Source organism: Micromonospora sp. USAFONa4 (assembly GCF_057197825.1).
Genome location: NZ_CM170072.1, coordinates 7,089,452 through 7,104,188, shown reverse-complemented (window position 1 = coordinate 7,104,188; position 14,737 = coordinate 7,089,452). Strand labels below are relative to the sequence as shown.

The following is a 14,737-nucleotide window of genomic DNA, read 5'->3' as shown; positions in this document are numbered from 1 at the left end:
CATGACCACGATCGAACGGGTGGAGACCTTCCTCGTCGCGCCGCGCTGGCTGTTCGTCCGGGTCGAGACGTCCTCCGGGATCGTCGGCTGGGGCGAGGCGACCTGCGAGGGCCGCTCCGAGACCGTCCGCACCGCCGTCGAGCAGCTCAGCGAGCTGCTGGTCGGCCGGGACGCGCTGCGCATCGAGGACCACTGGCAGGTCATGACCAAGGGCTCGTTCTACCGGGGCGGGCCGATCCTGGCCAGCGCCGTGGCCGGGCTCGACCAGGCGCTGTGGGACATCGCCGGCAAGCACTTCGGCGCGCCGGTGCACCAGCTGCTCGGCGGCCCGGTCCGGGACCGGATCCGGGTCTACGGCTGGGTCGGCGGCGACGAGCCGAGCGAGGTACGCGACCAGATCGCCGCCGCCGTCGCCACCGGCCTGACCGCGGTGAAGATGAACGCCTCCGGCCGGATGAGCACCGTGGCGTCCGTCGCCGAGATCGACGGCGTCGTGCAGCGGGTGGCCGCCGCCCGCGAGGTGCTCGGCGACGAGCGGGACGTGGCCGTCGACTTCCACGGCCGGTTCACCCTCGCCACCGCCCGCCGGGTCGCCCCGCTGCTGGAGCCGTACCGGCCGTTCTTCCTGGAGGAGCCGGTGGTGCCGGAGAACTCGCACCTCATCGGCGAGTTCGTCCGTTCCACCACCACGCCGGTGTCGACGGGGGAGCGGCTCTACAACCGGCAGGAGTTCCTGCCGGTGCTCCAGGCCGGCATCGCGGTCGCCCAGCCGGACCTCTCGCACGCTGGCGGCATCACCGAGGTGCGCAAGATCGCCGCGCTGGCCGAGGTGTACGACGTGCAGCTCGCCCCGCACTGCCCGCTCGGGCCGATCGCGCTCGCCGCCTGCCTCCAGGTCGGCTTCGCCACGCCGAACTACCTGATCCAGGAACAGAGCATCGGCATCCACTACAACCTCGGCGCCGAGGTGCTCGACTACTGCCTCGACAAGACCCCGCTGACGTTCGTCGACGGGTACGTGGAGCGGCTCACGGCACCCGGCCTCGGCATCGAGATCGACGAGCACGCCGTACGGGCGGCGGACAAGCGCGGCCACGCGTGGCGCAGCCCCACGTGGCGGCACCGCGACGGCTCCTACGCGGAATGGTGATCACATGACCGTCGACCTGACCGCCGAACTGACCGCGGCCCGCATCCTCGCGATCATCCGCGGCACCGACACCGCCGCCGCGATCGCCGCCGGCACCGCGCTGCTCCAGGAGGGCGTACGCGTCGTCGAGGTGGCCCTGACCACGCCGGACGCCCTCGGGGCGATCGAGGCGCTGCGCGCGGCGGCCCCCGCCGGGTCGCTGGTCGGGGCCGGCACGGTGCTCACCACCGCCGACGTCGCCGACGTGGCCGCCGCGGGCGCGCAGTTCGTGGTGACGCCGGCCGTGGTCGAGTCGATCGCCGAGGCGGCGCGCCGCGGCCTCCCGGTGGCCGCCGGGGCGCTCACCCCGACCGAGGCCTACACCGCGGTGCGGATGGGGGCGTCGGTGGTCAAGCTCTTCCCGGCGTCGGTCGGCGGCCCGGCGTACCTCAGGGCGGTGCGCGACCCCTTCCCGGACATCCCGTTCGTCGCGGTCGGCGGCGTCGGCCGCGACGACGTACCCGCCTACTTCCGGGCCGGCGCGATCGCGGTCGGCCTCGGCGGCCCCCTGGTCGGCGACGCCGCCTCCGGCGGCGACCTGGACGCCCTGCGGGCGCGGGCGCGCAGCTACCTCGCCGCCGTGCGGGAGTCGACGCCGTCATGACCGCACCCGACCTGCTCACCGTCGGCGAGGCCCTGGTGTCGCTGCGCTCGGCCGGACCGCTCGCCGCCGGGGGACCGCTGACCATGCACCTGGCCGGCGCCGAGTCCAACGTGGCCGTCGCGGTGGCCCGGCTGGGCCACCGGGCCGCCTGGGTCGGCCGGGTGGGCGCCGACGAGTTCGGCGAGTACGTGCTGCGCCAGTTGCGCGCCGAGGGCGTCGCCGTCGACGGCGTGACCCGCGACCCGGACCGGCCGACCGGCCTGATGTTCCTGGAGCGGCGCACCGCCGACCTGACCCGGGTGCAGTACCACCGGGCCGGATCGGCCGGCTCCGCCCTCGACGTCGACGACCTGCGGGCGCCGCTGGCGGCCGGCGCGCGGATGCTGCACCTGAGCGGCATCACCCCGGCGCTGTCCGACACCGCCCGCGCGGCCACCCGGTGGGCGGCCGAGGCCGCCGTCGCCGCCGGCATCCCGGTCTGCCTCGACGTCAACCACCGCGACCGCCTCTGGTCCCGCGACACGGCCCGCGAGGTGCTGACCCCGCTGGCCGGGTACGCCTCGACCGTCGTCGCCTCCGCCGACGAGCTGGACCTCGTCGGCGACCCCGGGGCCGACGAGTCCACCGTCGTGGCGGACCTGCTGCGCCGCGGCGTGGACACGGTCCTGGTCAAGCTGGGCTCCGACGGCGCCCGCGCGCACACCCGCGAAGAGGTCCGGCGGGCCGAGGCGCTGACCGTGACCGCCGTCGACGCCGTCGGCGCGGGCGACGCGTTCACCGCCGGCTACCTCTCCGGCTGGTTCGACGGGCTCGACCTGGCCGGTCGGCTGCGGCGCGCGGCCACCCTCGGCGCCTTCGCGGTCTCCAGCCCCGGCGACTGGGAAGGGCTGCCGCGCCGCGCCGAACTGTCCCTCCTCGACGGCCACGAGGCCGGCGACGTCCTCCGCTGACCACCGAGCACCCCGAAGAAGAAAGGCACCCCGTGAAGATCGTCGCCGCTGACGTCATCGTCTCCAGCCCCGACCGCAACTTCGTCACCCTGAAGATCACCACGGAGGACGGCGTCACCGGCCTGGGCGACGGCACCCTCAACGGACGGGAACTCTCGGTCGCCTCGTACCTGCGCGACCACGTCGTCCCGCTGCTGATCGGCCGGGACGCGCACCGCATCGAGGACGCCTGGCAGTTCCTCTACCGCTCGGCGTACTGGCGGCGCGGACCGGTCACCATGGCCGCCATCGCGGCGGTCGACGTGGCCCTGTGGGACATCAAGGCCAAGGCCGCCGGCATGCCGCTGTACCAGCTGCTGGGCGGGGCGTCGCGCACCGGGATCATGGCCTACGGCCACGCCTCCGGCCGGGACCTGCCGGAGCTGTTCGACTCGATCCGCCGGCACCTCGACGAGGGCTACCGCTCGATCCGGGTGCAGACCTCGGTGCCGGGCATCAACGCCGTCTACGGGGTCGCCAGCCAGCCCAGCGCCGACGGCAAGCGCTACGACTACGAGCCGGCGCAGCGCATCCCGCTGCCGGCCGAGGAGGACTGGGACACCCGCTCCTACCTGCGCCACCTGCCCGGCGTGTTCGAGGCGGTCCGCAACGAGTTCGGCCCGGAGCTGCCGCTGCTGCACGACGGCCACCACCGGATGACCCCCATCCAGGCCGCCAGGCTGGGCAAGGCCCTGGAGCCGTACGACCTGTTCTGGCTGGAGGACTGCACCCCGGCGGAGAACCAGGAGGCGCTGCGGCTGGTCCGCCAGCACACCACCACGCCGCTGGCGATCGGCGAGGTCTTCAACACCGTCTGGGACTACCAGACGCTCATCCGCGAGCAGCTCATCGACTACGTCCGCTCCGCCGTCACCCACACCGGCGGCATCACGGCCATGCGTAAGCTGCTCGACTTCGCCGCCCAGTACCAGATCAAGTCCGGCATCCACGGCCCGACCGACATCTCGCCCGTCGGCATGGCCGCCGCCCTGCACCTGGACCTGGCCATCCACAACTTCGGCATCCAGGAGTACATGCGGCACGGGGCGCTCACCAACGAGGTGTTCCGGCAGTCGTTCACCTTCGTCGACGGCTACCTGCACCCGGGCGAGCAGCCCGGCCTCGGCGTCGAACTGGACGAGGAGGCCGCCGCGAAGTTCCCGTACGTGCCGGCGTACCTGCCGTTCAACCGGCTCCAGGACGGCACCGTCCATGACTGGTGAGGGCGCGTCCCCGACGCGGCACGTGGTCGTGATGGGGGTGTCCGGCGCCGGCAAGACGACGGTGGCCCGGGGCATCGCCGCCCGTACCGGACTGGTCTTCGCCGAGGCCGACGAGTTCCACACGCCGGCGCACGTGGCGCAGATGCGCGCCGGCGTGCCGCTGGACGACGCCGCCCGCCTGCCCTGGCTGCGCGAGCTGGCCGGCTGGATGGCCGCCCGCGCCGCCGAGGGCGTGTCGACGGTGCTGGCCTGCTCGGCGCTGCGGCGGTCCTACCGCGACACGCTGCGGCAGGGGCCGCCGAGCGTCGAGTTCGTCCACCTGGACGGCGCCGCCGAGGTGATCCGGGAGCGGATGGCCCGGCGTGCCGGGCACTTCATGCCGCCGAGCCTGCTGGAGTCGCAGCTGGCCACCCTGGAACAGCACCACCCGGACGAGTCGGTGCTGGTGCTCGACCTGTCGCTGACGCCTGACGAACTCGTCTCGGCGGCGGTCGACCGGCTCGGCCTGACGAGCGGCGTCACCACCAGCGGCTGAGCGCGTCCCGGTCGCGGTGCCCAGGCGCCGCGACCGGGCGTCAGTCGGGCAGCGCGTCGAGGTAGACCCAGCGGCCGTCCTCGCGGACGAACCGGCTGCGCTCGCTCTGCGTGCCCGGCTGGCCGCCGGCGCGGTGGTGGGCCCGGAACTCGACGGTGCCGGTGGCGTCGAACAGCCCGCCCCGGTCGGTGTCGACGATCTCCAGGCCCGTCCAGCGCTGGCCGGGGTCGAGGTCGAGGGCACCCGGCCGGGTCGAGGAGTGCCAGCTGCGCAGCAGGTACGCGGTGTCGCCGACGGCGAAGGCGCTGTACCGCGAGCGCATCAGCGCCTCGGCGGTCGCCGCGTCCGCCTCGCCCCGGTGCAGCCGCCCGCAACATCCGGCGTACGGCTGGCCGACGCCGCAGGGGCAGGGCCGGTCACGGTCATCGGCCGCCCGCCGGCGGGATCGCTTCGCCACCGGCCCATTCTGGCCGACGCCCCGGCGCGACCGGCGTCCGGACCCGCCGCCCGTCGTGGTGCCGGCTCAGCCGGCGCTCGTGCGGGGCGCCCGTCGGGTGCCGAAGGACTCCATGGTCGTCGCCTTGCGGGCCGGGGCCTTCGTGGCCGCGCCGGCGCGGGTCGCGGCGGCCTTGGTCGCCTTCTTCGCGGGCGCCTTCTTCGCGGGGGCGGCGGTGGCCGGTGCCTTGCGGGCACGGGCGGGGGCGGCGGTGGCCGAGGTGTCCTTCTTCCGGGCCACCCGGGCGGTCGTCGCCGTGGGCTTGCCGCCCGGGGACTTGGCCGCGGTCGCCCCGGTGGCCCGTTTCGTGGCCGTCGCCACCTTCTTCGCCGCCGTGGCCCGCTTCATCGGGGCCTTGCGCGCCCCGGTGGCCTTCCTGGCCCGTCCTGCGTCCGCCATCGTCGCTCCCTCGGGAATCGGCCCTGGGCGCACGGTCTTCCCCCGGCCCCGGCGGTCAAACGCCGCCGAGCCGGCGTGGCGGGGAAGCGGCCCCGCCACGCCGGCTCGGCAGATCACACCCCGGCCACCGGCTTGTACGCGCAGACCACCTCCCAGCCGCCGGGCAGCACGGCCACCCGGTCGAAGCCGACCTCCTTGAGCAGGCCGGTGTAGAACTCGACCTCCCGCAGCCGGCTGACGCAGCTGTCGACACCGATGAGGAAGTAGCTCCAGAAGAACTGCATCGCCAGCCGGTCCGGGGTGCGGAACTCCTCGCAGATCACCAGCAGCCCGCCCGGTTCGAGGGCCGCGTACGCCTTCTCGACCAGCCGGCGGGCGACGTCGTTGGGCCAGTCGTGCAGCACCCGGACGAACGCCATGGCGTCGTAGCCCGTGGGCAGCGGCTCGGCGAAGAAGTCGCCGCCGACGAAACCCAGCCGGTCGGCGTGCCCCGTACGCGCCCGGGTGGCCGCCACCAGCGGCGCCACGGCCGGCAGGTTGTACACGTCGGCCCGCAGTCCCGGGGCGTCGTCGAGGACGTGCGCGGCGAGCGTGCCGTCGCCCCCGCCGACGTCCAGCAGCCGGCGCCGGTCCGACCACAGCCGGTCGGCGTTGCGGTGCACCGTCTCGATCACCGGGGCGAGACCGACGGCCATGCTGCGCTCGAAGTCGGCGGTCTGCTCGTCGGTCTTCGGGGGCCAGGCGAAGTCGTCGTCGCTCATGCTCACCTCGCCCCGCAGGCTCTCGGCCAGCCGGCCGTGCAGCCGTCGCCAGGGGTAGCGGTCCCGGTCGCGTTCGACGGCGCCGGGGCCGACGACCGCCGTGACGGCGTCCCGGAGGCCGGGCACCGCGCGGTACGTGGCCGTCGTGATGTCGTCGCCCGGCTCGCTGCGTTCGACGACGCCGAGGCTCTCCAGGCAGTCGAGGAACTTGTAGAGCCGCAGGGGCCGTACGCCGAACCGGGCGGCCAGCTCGCCGAGGCTCGCCGGTCCGGGCTCCAGCGCGTCGAGCAGTCCCGTGCCGAGCGCGGTCTCCAGCACGTCCATGGCCTTGGGCCCGTTGGCGAGCAGACTCATCAGCGCCCGGGGGGACAGCGTGACCTTCACCGTTTCAGCTCCTCTTCCAGGGCGTCCATGAACGTGTCGATCTCGTCGAGGGTGTTGTAGACGTGCGGGCCGACCCGCAGGTGGCCCCGCCAGCTGCAGACCATGTCGCGCGCGATGAGCCGCCGCTTGACGGCCTCGCCGTCGGCGACGTCCAGGCAGACGACGCCGCCGCGCCGGTGCGGGTCGGTCGGGCTGACCACGTCGATGCCGGCCGCCGCGGCCCGGTCCAGGACCCGTTGGGTGCAGGCGAGCGAGTGCCGGCGGATCGCGTCGACGCCCACCCCGGCCAGCAGGTCCAGGCCGACCTGGGAGACCAGCGAGGTCAGGGGGAACGGCGTTCCGCCCGCGAAGCGCCGGGCCCCGTCGGCCCAGCCGGTCGACGGCTGGAACGTGAACGCCCGGTCGCCGGCCTGCCAGCCGGTGGCCGCCGGTTCCAGCTCCGGCACCAGGCCCGGGCGGACGTAGAGGAAGGCGGTGCCGACCCCGCAGAGCCACTTGTGCGCGCCGCCGAGCACGACGTCGACGCCGAGCGCCGTCACGTCCAGCGGCATCACCCCGACGGTCTGGAAGGCGTCGACGACCACCAGGGCGCCGACGTCGTGGGCGCGCCGCACCAGCCGGGGCAGGTCGATGGTGGCGCCGGAGGAGAAGCTGGCGTGCGGGACGCAGACCAGCAGGGTGCGCTCGTCGATCCGTGCCTCGAGGGCGTCCTCGTCGAACCGCGGGCCGCCCGAGCCGACCACGTCCAGCCGGGCGCCGTAGCGGCGGAACGCGTTCCAGATGAACGGCACCGTCGGATACTCCAGGTCGGTGGTGACGACCCGGTCGCGCGGCGGTCGGTAGTCGAAACAGGACGCCACCCGGGCGAGCAGCGTGCTCAGGTTCGCGTCCGTGACGACGCTGCCCGCCGGCGCGCCGATGAGGGCGGCGACCGAGTCGGCGTACCGGTCGAGGCCGACGTGCCAGCCCTGCCAGACCTCGTCACGCCAGCTCCGCAGCGTCTCCCAGTAGCCGGTGAGGACGTGTTCCGCGCCTCTGGGCACCGCGCCGGTGGAGTTGTTGTTGAGATAGACGGCGCTCTGGAGCAGGGGGAACTCGGCGCGCAGGGCGGCGTGCGCGGTGGCGTCGAGGCACTCGGGCACGTGCGGGTCGGGGTGCGGTTCGGGCGGGCTCACTCGGGGCTGCCTCCGGTCGGCTCGGTCGGGGACGGGGGCCGGGAGTCGTCGGCGACGGAGGTGAAGACCGGGATGGACCGGACGGCGGCCAGGTAGGGCGTGCCCTCCGTGTAGCCGGTGCCGGGGCGGGGGCCGAGCATCCGGGTAGCCAGCCGGTGGTGCGTGCGCCGCCACTGGACGACCGCAGCGGCGAACGACCGCATCTCCTCCTCGACCCGCTCACCGCCGGGCGCGGCGAGCAGACCGTCGCGTACGGCGGCCCGGAACGCGTCGTCGACCGACGGCCGCCCGGCGTGCACCCGGTCGCGGACCTCCGGCACCTGGTGGTAGGCGGCCGAGTCCAACCGCGACCCCTCCGGGGTGCGGCACAGCGACTCCACCAGCTTGTAGGAGCGCGACTGGATGGCGCTCGCCCCCTCGGTGAACTCCCGGAACGTCCGGAACGCCTCCGCCTGCATGGTGGCCAGCAGCGAGAACAGCGGCCCGGCGGCGGTGAGCTGCTCGCGGGCGTACGCCAGCCGCTCGACCGCCGGCCCCGCATGGCCGGCGGTCAGGGCGGCGACGGTGGCGCGCAGCTCGTCGGCGATCCCCGCGAAGAGGCACTCGTACGCCTGGAGCACCCGGATGAACAGGTACTCGTCGTGTGTCACGTGGACCGGCAGCATGCTCAGCCGCAGCACCAGCTCCCCGGTGGAATCCGGGTCGGCGGCGAGGGCGCGCAACTCGTCCGGGGTCGCCACCGCCTCCCGGTGGGGGACCGTGCCGGCCAGGCCCATCCGGACGAGAGCGGGGGACGCGGCCCGTACGCCGAGCCGGTAGCGCTTGGCCACCACGTCCCGGCTCGGGCGCCGCTCGGGCAGCAGGTCGGTGGTGCCGGAGGCGGCGGTCAGCTCGAAGGCCAGCGCGTCGGCGACCAGGCGGACGAAGAGCCGGTCCCGGTCCCGCCGGGCACCGACCGGGTCGGCGGCCGGCCCGTCGTCGACGTCGTCCCCGCAGGGTAGCCGGAGCAGCCGCAGCGCCAGGTAACTGCGGTAGTCGTACCGGCCGTCCCACTTGTCGAGCGCGGCGTCGAGGAAGTCACCCAGCAACCGGGCGTGGGCATCCCGCGCGGCCGCCGGCACCGTCGACTGCGCACGGGCTTGGTCGAGCAGGGCCAGCAGTTCCTTCTCGACGAAGTGTTTGCCGACCCGGTGAAACTCCGCCAGGACGGCGGAGTATGGGAAACTGTCGGGCTCACCGGCACCGGACAGCCAACTCGTCAGTTCACGCACGAACCGCACCTCGACATTTCGGTCGCCACGCAGACAGGTGGGGAGGATTGACAATTTCTGGTGGACGAGGATTGTCAGGGACGACCGACAGGTGATTCGTTACCGGATTCGTCGGTGGGCTTCAGGCGGGCCCGCCACAGTTCGGGGAAGAACCGGTACCCGACGAGCCTGGCGAGCATCGTCGCCTCGGCGCCGTCCGGGGCGTGGCCCCCGACGCGCAGGGCGAGCTGGTAGTGCCGCGTCCGCCACAGCGACACCCGCTCGTCCCACTCGACGAGCGCCTCGGCGAGCCGATGGACGGGGTCCGCCGGATCCGGCCGGCCCAGTGTGGCCGGGTCGATCCCCTCGGCTTCCAGCTGCTCGGCGAACGCCCGGCCGAGTTGTCGGCTCGTGGCCTGGACCTGCCGCCAGCCGGGCGACTCCGCGCCGGATCCCTTGCCCAGCGCCGGTTGCATGGTCTGGAAGTCGGCCGGGGACAGGTGCCGGAACATCTCCAGCTGGTCGGTGACCAGCTGGATTCCGAGCGTCGCCCGGGCCAGCAGCGACTCGGTCACCGCCAGCTCGCCGGCGCGCAGCCGGGTGACCGCCTCGGCCAGCTCGGCGGCGGCGAGTTTCAGCCACAACTCGGTGGACTGGTGCACCACCTGGAAGAGCAGTTCGTCGCGGTGGAGCATCTCCTCCGGACGCCGTTGCAGGTCGAGCAGCGCGTCGAGGCGCATGTAGCGCGCATAGTCCGTGGCGCCGTCGCCAGGCAGCACAGGTGAGTGGTCCCGCTTCACGGAATTGTGTCCCCTTCGGTCGGCGTCGCCGCATCGGAAACCGACGGTGCGACAGCGCGTGCGGCGGACATTATGCAACGACGAAAGGCAATGTGTCACGCCTCTGTCGCGTCCCGTGTCCGGTTTCGGAAAGAGGAGGGTTTCCGCCATTTTCGGCGACATTTACAAGGCGGTTTGTTAGCACATTCGGTCGACATTCGTCAATCGTGGTGAACGGCTGACCCGTCACACGGCCGGCGGGTGGGTGCGGGGTTGGGCCGACGGTTCCCGCCGGGCGGGCACGAGAAAGCCGCCGCCGTGCCGGGGTGTCCCGGTACGGCGGCGGCTGGCGGTGGGCGGCGGAGTCCACCGCCCACCGCGAGGGGCTCACCAGGCCGACGGTGGCGGCGGCGGCACGACCGGCGGCCGGTCGTCGCAGGTGATGGTGTTCGGCAGTTGCCACGGGGCCAGCCAACCGCCGTCGTTGCCGCCCAGGTCGGTGAGGGCGAACTCCGAGCCGGTCGCCGGGAAGTTGAACGACCCGCAGTTGTTCACGCCGACGGCGCCGACGTTGCGGGCATCGACGTTGCGCAACGAGGCCGACCCCGCCGCCCGGGCGCTCAGCACGGAGGTGCCCGTGCCGTCGACCCGGATGTCCTGGAACCGGACGCCGGTGATCGAGTGGAGGTCCTTCACGGGCCAGTCGCTGACCAGCATGATGGCGTTGTACGTGTTGTCGAGGTAGCTGTCCCCGATGACCTCGATCCGCGCGTCGATGTCCCGGTCCAGCGCGTAGAACCAGATGGCCCCCAGCCCGATCTTCCAGTTCAGCTCGTACGTGCCGGCGCGGGCGGTGGTGTTGCCGGTGATCAGCAGCCGCCCGGTGAACGGCTCCGCGCCGAAGCGGGAGCCGACCTGGACCGCGCTGCCCTCGCGCACCGGGTCGGCGACCAGGTTGTGCGACACCGTGAGGTCGGTGCCGCCGTAGAGGGCGATGCCGTTGGCCAGCACCGGCGACTGCACGGTGTTGTGGTCGAACGTGTTGCGGGCGTTGCCGACCTTCTCGGACCACATGGCGAGCCCGTCGTCGCCGCTGTTGCGGACGAAGGTGTGGGCGACCAGCGAGTCGGTGACGCCGGTGTGGAAGTTGAGACCGTCCGCGATCTGGTCGACGATGATCGTGTTGGTGACCCGCACGTCGCTCATCGGCCCGTCGAACCAGATGCCCACCTTCGTGTGCCGCAGGTGCAGGCCGTCGATGGTGGAGTCGCTCATCGCGCCACCGATCGCGTTGACCTGGTCGGTGTCGATGCGCTCGCGTACGTCGCCCTCGATGGCGAAGCCGGAGAGGTGCACGTTGCGGCTGCCGCCCTCGGCGGCGCTCCTGCCGTAGAAGCCGACGCCGGTGTGCACCGAGCCGTCCGGCGCGGGCGTGGGCAGCGCGACCTCGCGTCCCTTGACGATCGTGTACCAGCTGCCGGCGCCCTCGATCGTCACGTCGTCGACGATGATGTGCCGGTTGACCTGGTACGTGCCGGGCGGCAGGTAGACCGGCACGTCCGCCCGCCGGGCGAAGGCGATGGCCCGCTCCAGGGCGGGGGCGGAGTCGCGGCGACCGGTCGGGTCGGCGCCGAAGGCCAGCACGTTCGCCGCGCGCAGCCGCACGCGTGGCGGGCCGACGAGCTCGGAGTCCAGCAGGTCGATCACCGTCCACGCCGCGTTGCTGCCGGCGGGGGCGGTGAGCCGGATCCGGTCGCCCGCCCGGTACGTGCGGCCGAGCAGCAGCCGCTGCTCGTCGTAGAAGTGGCTGGGGCGGAACGGGGTGGGGATGCTCGGGTACGGCGTGGTGGCCGCCGGCACGCACGAGCACTCGGTGATCCACCAGTCCGGGTGCAGCAGGCCGGCGGTCGGGTCGTTGGAGAACGGGTACTGGTTGTAGAGCCAGGCGTACTGCGAGGTGAGGGTCATCGTCCGGACCCGCCGGTCGTTGACCGCGACGTCCAGCGGGGCGGTGATGCCGCCGCCGCCCGGCGCGTCGGGGATGCTGTAACGCACGGTGATCGCGTTGGCGGCGCGGGGCAGCGTGAACTCGACGTACCGGCCGGGGGTCAGCCGGACCGCGCGGCGGCCGGAGGCCTCGGCGGGCAGCGTGTAGGCGGTGCGGTCGGGGCCGATGATCTCGCCGTCCGTGGTCGCGTTCTCCGCCTCCTGCTCGACGAAGGCGACGTCGGCGCCGCGTCCGGCGACGAGTTGCGGGTCGAGGCCGGCCCTGGTCACCACCGGTGCGGTGCCGGCGGGCGGGGTGGCGGTGGCCGGGCCGGGCGCGCCGGCCAGGACGCCGAGGGCGGTCGCGAGCGCGACGGTGGCGGCGACCGCCGCCCGGGGCCGTCGCCGCGACGACGGTCCGGGCAGCGCAGATCTGCTCAGAGGCATGGCGTGACTCTTCTCGTGGTGGGACGGGGCCGGCGGTGCGGCCGGCAGTGACCGCCGCTACGCGGCGTACACCTCAAGCTGGGACAGCTGCGCCGCCGGCCAGCCGGTGTTGCCCGTGACTCGGATCCGCACGTACCGGCCGGGCGTCGCCGGGACGGCGATCGTCACGCGGTTGCCGGTGGCCGGGTCGAAGACGTGGGCGGCGGACGCGACGGCGGTGCTCCACGCGGTGCCGTCCGGGCTCGTCTCGACCGCGATCGTCTGGGTGCGTCGCTGCCAGGCGGCGGCGGGCGGGAGCCGGAGCACGACCTGTCCGACGGGGACGGTCGCGCCGAGGTCGACCCGGACCCACTGCGGGAAGGCGTTGCTGGCGCTCTCCCAGTAGGTGTCGGCGCTGCCGTCGACGACATTGGCGCAGCCGTAGGTCTGCACGTGGCTGCTCTCCGTCACCGGCCTGCCCCGGGCGAGGTCGGCCCCCGGCGCCGCCGCGGTGGTCGCCGACACGGCGGCGGACGGCGCCGACAGCGTGCCGGCGCCGTCCACCGCGACGACCGTGAAGGTGTACGCGGTCTGGGGCGTCAGCCCGCCGACGGTGGCGGACGTGCCGGGAACGGACGCGACGGTCTGCCCGCCCTGACGCACCTGGTAGCCGGTGATGCCGTCGGGATCGGTCGACGCCGTCCAGGCCAGCGACACGCTCGTCGAGGTGCGGCCGGTCACCGTGAGGCCGCCCGGCGGGGTGGGCGGGGTGGGCGTCCCGGTCGCCGCGTACAACTTGACCTGAGCTAGCTGGGCCGCCGGCCAGCCGGTGTTGCCGGTGACGGTGACCCGGACGTGGCGGGCGGCGGTGGACGGCACGGTGAGGGTCGCGGTGTTGCCGGTCGCCGGGTCGAAGCGGACCCCGACCGGCCCGGCGAGCGTCGTGAAGGTCGTGCCGTCGGTGCTGCCCTGCACCGTCACCGTCTGGGTGCGCGCCTCCCAGCCGGCGGGCACGGCGAGGACGACCCGGGCCAGCGGGTGGCTCGCGCCCAGGTCGACCCGCCACCACTGCGGGAAGGCGCCGTTGGTGGACTCCCAGTAGCTGTGGGGATCGGCGTCGACGGCGTTGCCGGCGGCGAACGCGCCGTTCTGGCTGCTCGCCGACGCCAGCCGGCCGGCGGCGAGGTCGCCCCCGGGCTGCGGGCCGCCGCCGAGGACGGGTGGCGTCGGCCGTACGGGGGTCAGGGCGAGCTGCCCCTTGAACATCCGGCCACCGTCGGCGGTGATCCGCAGGTAGTAGTCGGCGGAGCAGGCGGTGCCGTCCTCGTCCAGCGCCCGGATGCCCGCCCCCGCCGGCGTGGTCGCCTGCGTCTCGCTGGTCTTGGCGATCTGGTTGCCCTCGTTGTACTCGTCGAACATGGAGACGTAGAGGCCCTGGGCGCCCAGCCGGGTCATGTTGTAGAGGTGCCGCCAGTAGAAGTCGCCGTGGCGGCGGTGCCCGGCCGACAGGTCGCCCGGCATCACGCAGGGCTGGTAGTCGATGCCGTGCGCGGCGCAGTCGGCCAGGTCGGGGACGTTGACGTTGGTGTGGAACCAGTCGAGCCCGTCGAGGGTGCCGGTGCGGCCTACCATCCACGGCGAGAGCATGTGGAACGCGTGGTAGACGTCCGAGAAGCCCGGCCGGGAGTCGTTGACGCCCTGCCGCCAGTAGGTCGGCACGCCGCCGATCACGTAGCAGCCCTGGGCCTTGAACCAGTTGACCACGTCGAGGCAGGCGGCGGGCGCGAACGGGCGGCCGTCGTCGTTGAAGCCGAAACCCCAGACGCAGACCACCGGCCGGCCGTTCTGCCGCGCGTACGCCGGTGAGGCGGTGTGCGCGGACATCCGGTCGGTCCAGTCCTGCTTGATCTGGGACTGCATCGCCGTCCAGCCGGTGACGTCGTACATGATGTAGAACTTGCGGCCGAAGCGTTCCGCCGCGCCACGGACCTTGACCGTCATGGCGTCGCGGGTGGGCCCCTCGTCGCCGAACGGGTTGAACCGTTGCAGGGCGGCGGTGTCGCAGCCGTGCTCCTGCATCCAGCGGAAGTGGGTGTCGACGGTCTGCTGGTCGTAGGAGGAGAAGAGCTGCGCCGGCTGGCCGTTGCCGAGCGGAGGGTACGCGGTGGTGTAGCCGCGGGCGTACTCCCGCATGTCGGGCCAGGAGACGATCGTGGTGTTGGCCGGGGAGGGCGACTGGAACCGGTCGCGGCTCCAGTGCCACCAGCCGCCGATCGGCGCGCCGTCACCCGGGCAGCTGAACCAGCCCTGGTAGCCGACCGAGACCTTGCCGACGACGTCGCCCGGCGGGCTGGCCGCGTACGCCGTGCCGCGCAGGGCGGAGACCAGGTCGGTGGGGGAGACGGCGGCGAGCGCCGAACCGGCGGCGAGGGATCCGATGAGTCTCCGACGGGACACCGCCATGGCCGTCTTCCTTCCGGTCGCGGAAAGGTATCGATGGCCATGGTGCAGTAGACGACTCCACAATGCAAGAGCCGGACC

13 protein-coding genes are annotated in these 14,737 nt (G+C 73.6%); 5 read left to right on the top strand and 8 right to left on the bottom strand.

Annotation, left to right across the window (positions count from 1 at the left end; genetic code table 11):
* The first annotated feature begins 1 nt into the window (after position 1).
* From dgoD to AC0OO9_RS30745, 5 genes are read left to right on the top strand one after another with little or no spacing between them, the layout of a single operon-like run.
* A complete protein-coding gene (gene dgoD, locus AC0OO9_RS30765) occupies positions 2-1,150 on the top strand; it encodes a galactonate dehydratase (RefSeq protein ID WP_132239572.1) in 1,149 nt (382 codons plus the stop codon).
* A 4-nt stretch (positions 1,151-1,154) separates the two neighbouring features.
* Positions 1,155-1,793, top strand: coding sequence for a bifunctional 4-hydroxy-2-oxoglutarate aldolase/2-dehydro-3-deoxy-phosphogluconate aldolase (locus tag AC0OO9_RS30760; RefSeq protein WP_484514312.1), 639 nt, complete (start codon positions 1,155-1,157; stop codon positions 1,791-1,793).
* A complete protein-coding gene (locus tag AC0OO9_RS30755; protein ID WP_484514310.1) occupies positions 1,790-2,743 on the top strand; it encodes a sugar kinase in 954 nt (317 codons plus the stop codon). Before AC0OO9_RS30760 ends, AC0OO9_RS30755 begins: the two co-directional genes overlap by 4 nt.
* Positions 2,740-4,005 carry a D-mannonate dehydratase ManD gene (gene manD, locus AC0OO9_RS30750; RefSeq protein WP_484518095.1) on the top strand — a complete coding sequence of 422 codons (1,266 nt, stop codon included), beginning with the start codon at positions 2,740-2,742 and terminating at the stop codon, positions 4,003-4,005. The genes AC0OO9_RS30755 and manD overlap by 4 nt, the downstream gene beginning before the upstream one ends.
* A complete protein-coding gene (locus tag AC0OO9_RS30745) occupies positions 3,995-4,540 on the top strand; it encodes a gluconokinase (RefSeq protein ID WP_484514308.1) in 546 nt (181 codons plus the stop codon). Before manD ends, AC0OO9_RS30745 begins: the two co-directional genes overlap by 11 nt.
* Before the next feature lie 40 nt (positions 4,541-4,580).
* Here the strand turns inward: AC0OO9_RS30745 and AC0OO9_RS30740 are convergent, their stop codons facing one another.
* The 8 genes from AC0OO9_RS30740 to AC0OO9_RS30705 form a co-directional block, all read right to left on the bottom strand.
* Positions 4,581-4,997, bottom strand: a complete 417-nt coding sequence (locus tag AC0OO9_RS30740) for a YchJ family protein (RefSeq protein ID WP_484514306.1) — start codon at positions 4,995-4,997, stop codon at positions 4,581-4,583.
* A gap of 66 nt (positions 4,998-5,063) precedes the next feature.
* Positions 5,064-5,435 (bottom strand): hypothetical protein, encoded by a 372-nt coding sequence (locus AC0OO9_RS30735; RefSeq protein ID WP_484514304.1) that lies wholly within the window; start codon positions 5,433-5,435, stop codon positions 5,064-5,066.
* Between the two features lie 113 nt (positions 5,436-5,548).
* Positions 5,549-6,580: a methyltransferase gene (locus AC0OO9_RS30730; RefSeq protein WP_484514302.1), complete on the bottom strand. Its 1,032-nt coding sequence runs from the start codon at positions 6,578-6,580 to the stop codon at positions 5,549-5,551.
* Entirely contained in the window at positions 6,577-7,755 is a 1,179-nt protein-coding gene (locus AC0OO9_RS30725; RefSeq protein ID WP_484514300.1) for an aminotransferase class V-fold PLP-dependent enzyme, read from the bottom strand. The genes AC0OO9_RS30730 and AC0OO9_RS30725 overlap by 4 nt, the downstream gene beginning before the upstream one ends.
* Positions 7,752-9,035, bottom strand: a complete 1,284-nt coding sequence (locus AC0OO9_RS30720; RefSeq protein ID WP_484514298.1) for a tryptophan 2,3-dioxygenase family protein — start codon at positions 9,033-9,035, stop codon at positions 7,752-7,754. The genes AC0OO9_RS30725 and AC0OO9_RS30720 overlap by 4 nt, the downstream gene beginning before the upstream one ends.
* A 65-nt stretch (positions 9,036-9,100) precedes the next feature.
* The gene (locus tag AC0OO9_RS30715; protein ID WP_484514296.1) at positions 9,101-9,805 is read right to left on the bottom strand and encodes a tryptophan 2,3-dioxygenase family protein; all 705 of its coding nucleotides are present in this window, start codon (positions 9,803-9,805) and stop codon (positions 9,101-9,103) included.
* 366 nt (positions 9,806-10,171) lie between these two features.
* Entirely contained in the window at positions 10,172-12,217 is a 2,046-nt protein-coding gene (locus tag AC0OO9_RS30710; protein ID WP_484514294.1) for a glycosyl hydrolase family 28-related protein, read from the bottom strand.
* A gap of 57 nt (positions 12,218-12,274) precedes the next feature.
* On the bottom strand, positions 12,275-14,659 hold the full coding sequence (locus AC0OO9_RS30705; protein ID WP_484514292.1) for a galactose-binding domain-containing protein: 2,385 nt from the start codon (positions 14,657-14,659) through the stop codon (positions 12,275-12,277).
* Between the last annotated feature and the right edge of the window lie 78 nt (positions 14,660-14,737).

What these genes read in the sequence shown, in the direction of transcription:
- AC0OO9_RS30745 (WP_484514308.1), top strand. Translation starts at nt 3,995, where the DNA reads ATGACTGGTGAGGGCGCGTCCCCGACGCGGCACGTGGTCGTGATGGGG.
- AC0OO9_RS30755 (WP_484514310.1), top strand. Translation starts at nt 1,790, where the DNA reads ATGACCGCACCCGACCTGCTCACCGTCGGCGAGGCCCTGGTGTCGCTG.
- AC0OO9_RS30710 (WP_484514294.1), bottom strand. Translation starts at nt 12,217, where the DNA reads ATGCCTCTGAGCAGATCTGCGCTGCCCGGACCGTCGTCGCGGCGACGG.
- dgoD (WP_132239572.1), top strand. Translation starts at nt 2, where the DNA reads ATGACCACGATCGAACGGGTGGAGACCTTCCTCGTCGCGCCGCGCTGG.
- AC0OO9_RS30705 (WP_484514292.1), bottom strand. Translation starts at nt 14,659, where the DNA reads ATGGCGGTGTCCCGTCGGAGACTCATCGGATCCCTCGCCGCCGGTTCG.
- AC0OO9_RS30760 (WP_484514312.1), top strand. Translation starts at nt 1,155, where the DNA reads ATGACCGTCGACCTGACCGCCGAACTGACCGCGGCCCGCATCCTCGCG.
- AC0OO9_RS30735 (WP_484514304.1), bottom strand. Translation starts at nt 5,435, where the DNA reads ATGGCGGACGCAGGACGGGCCAGGAAGGCCACCGGGGCGCGCAAGGCC.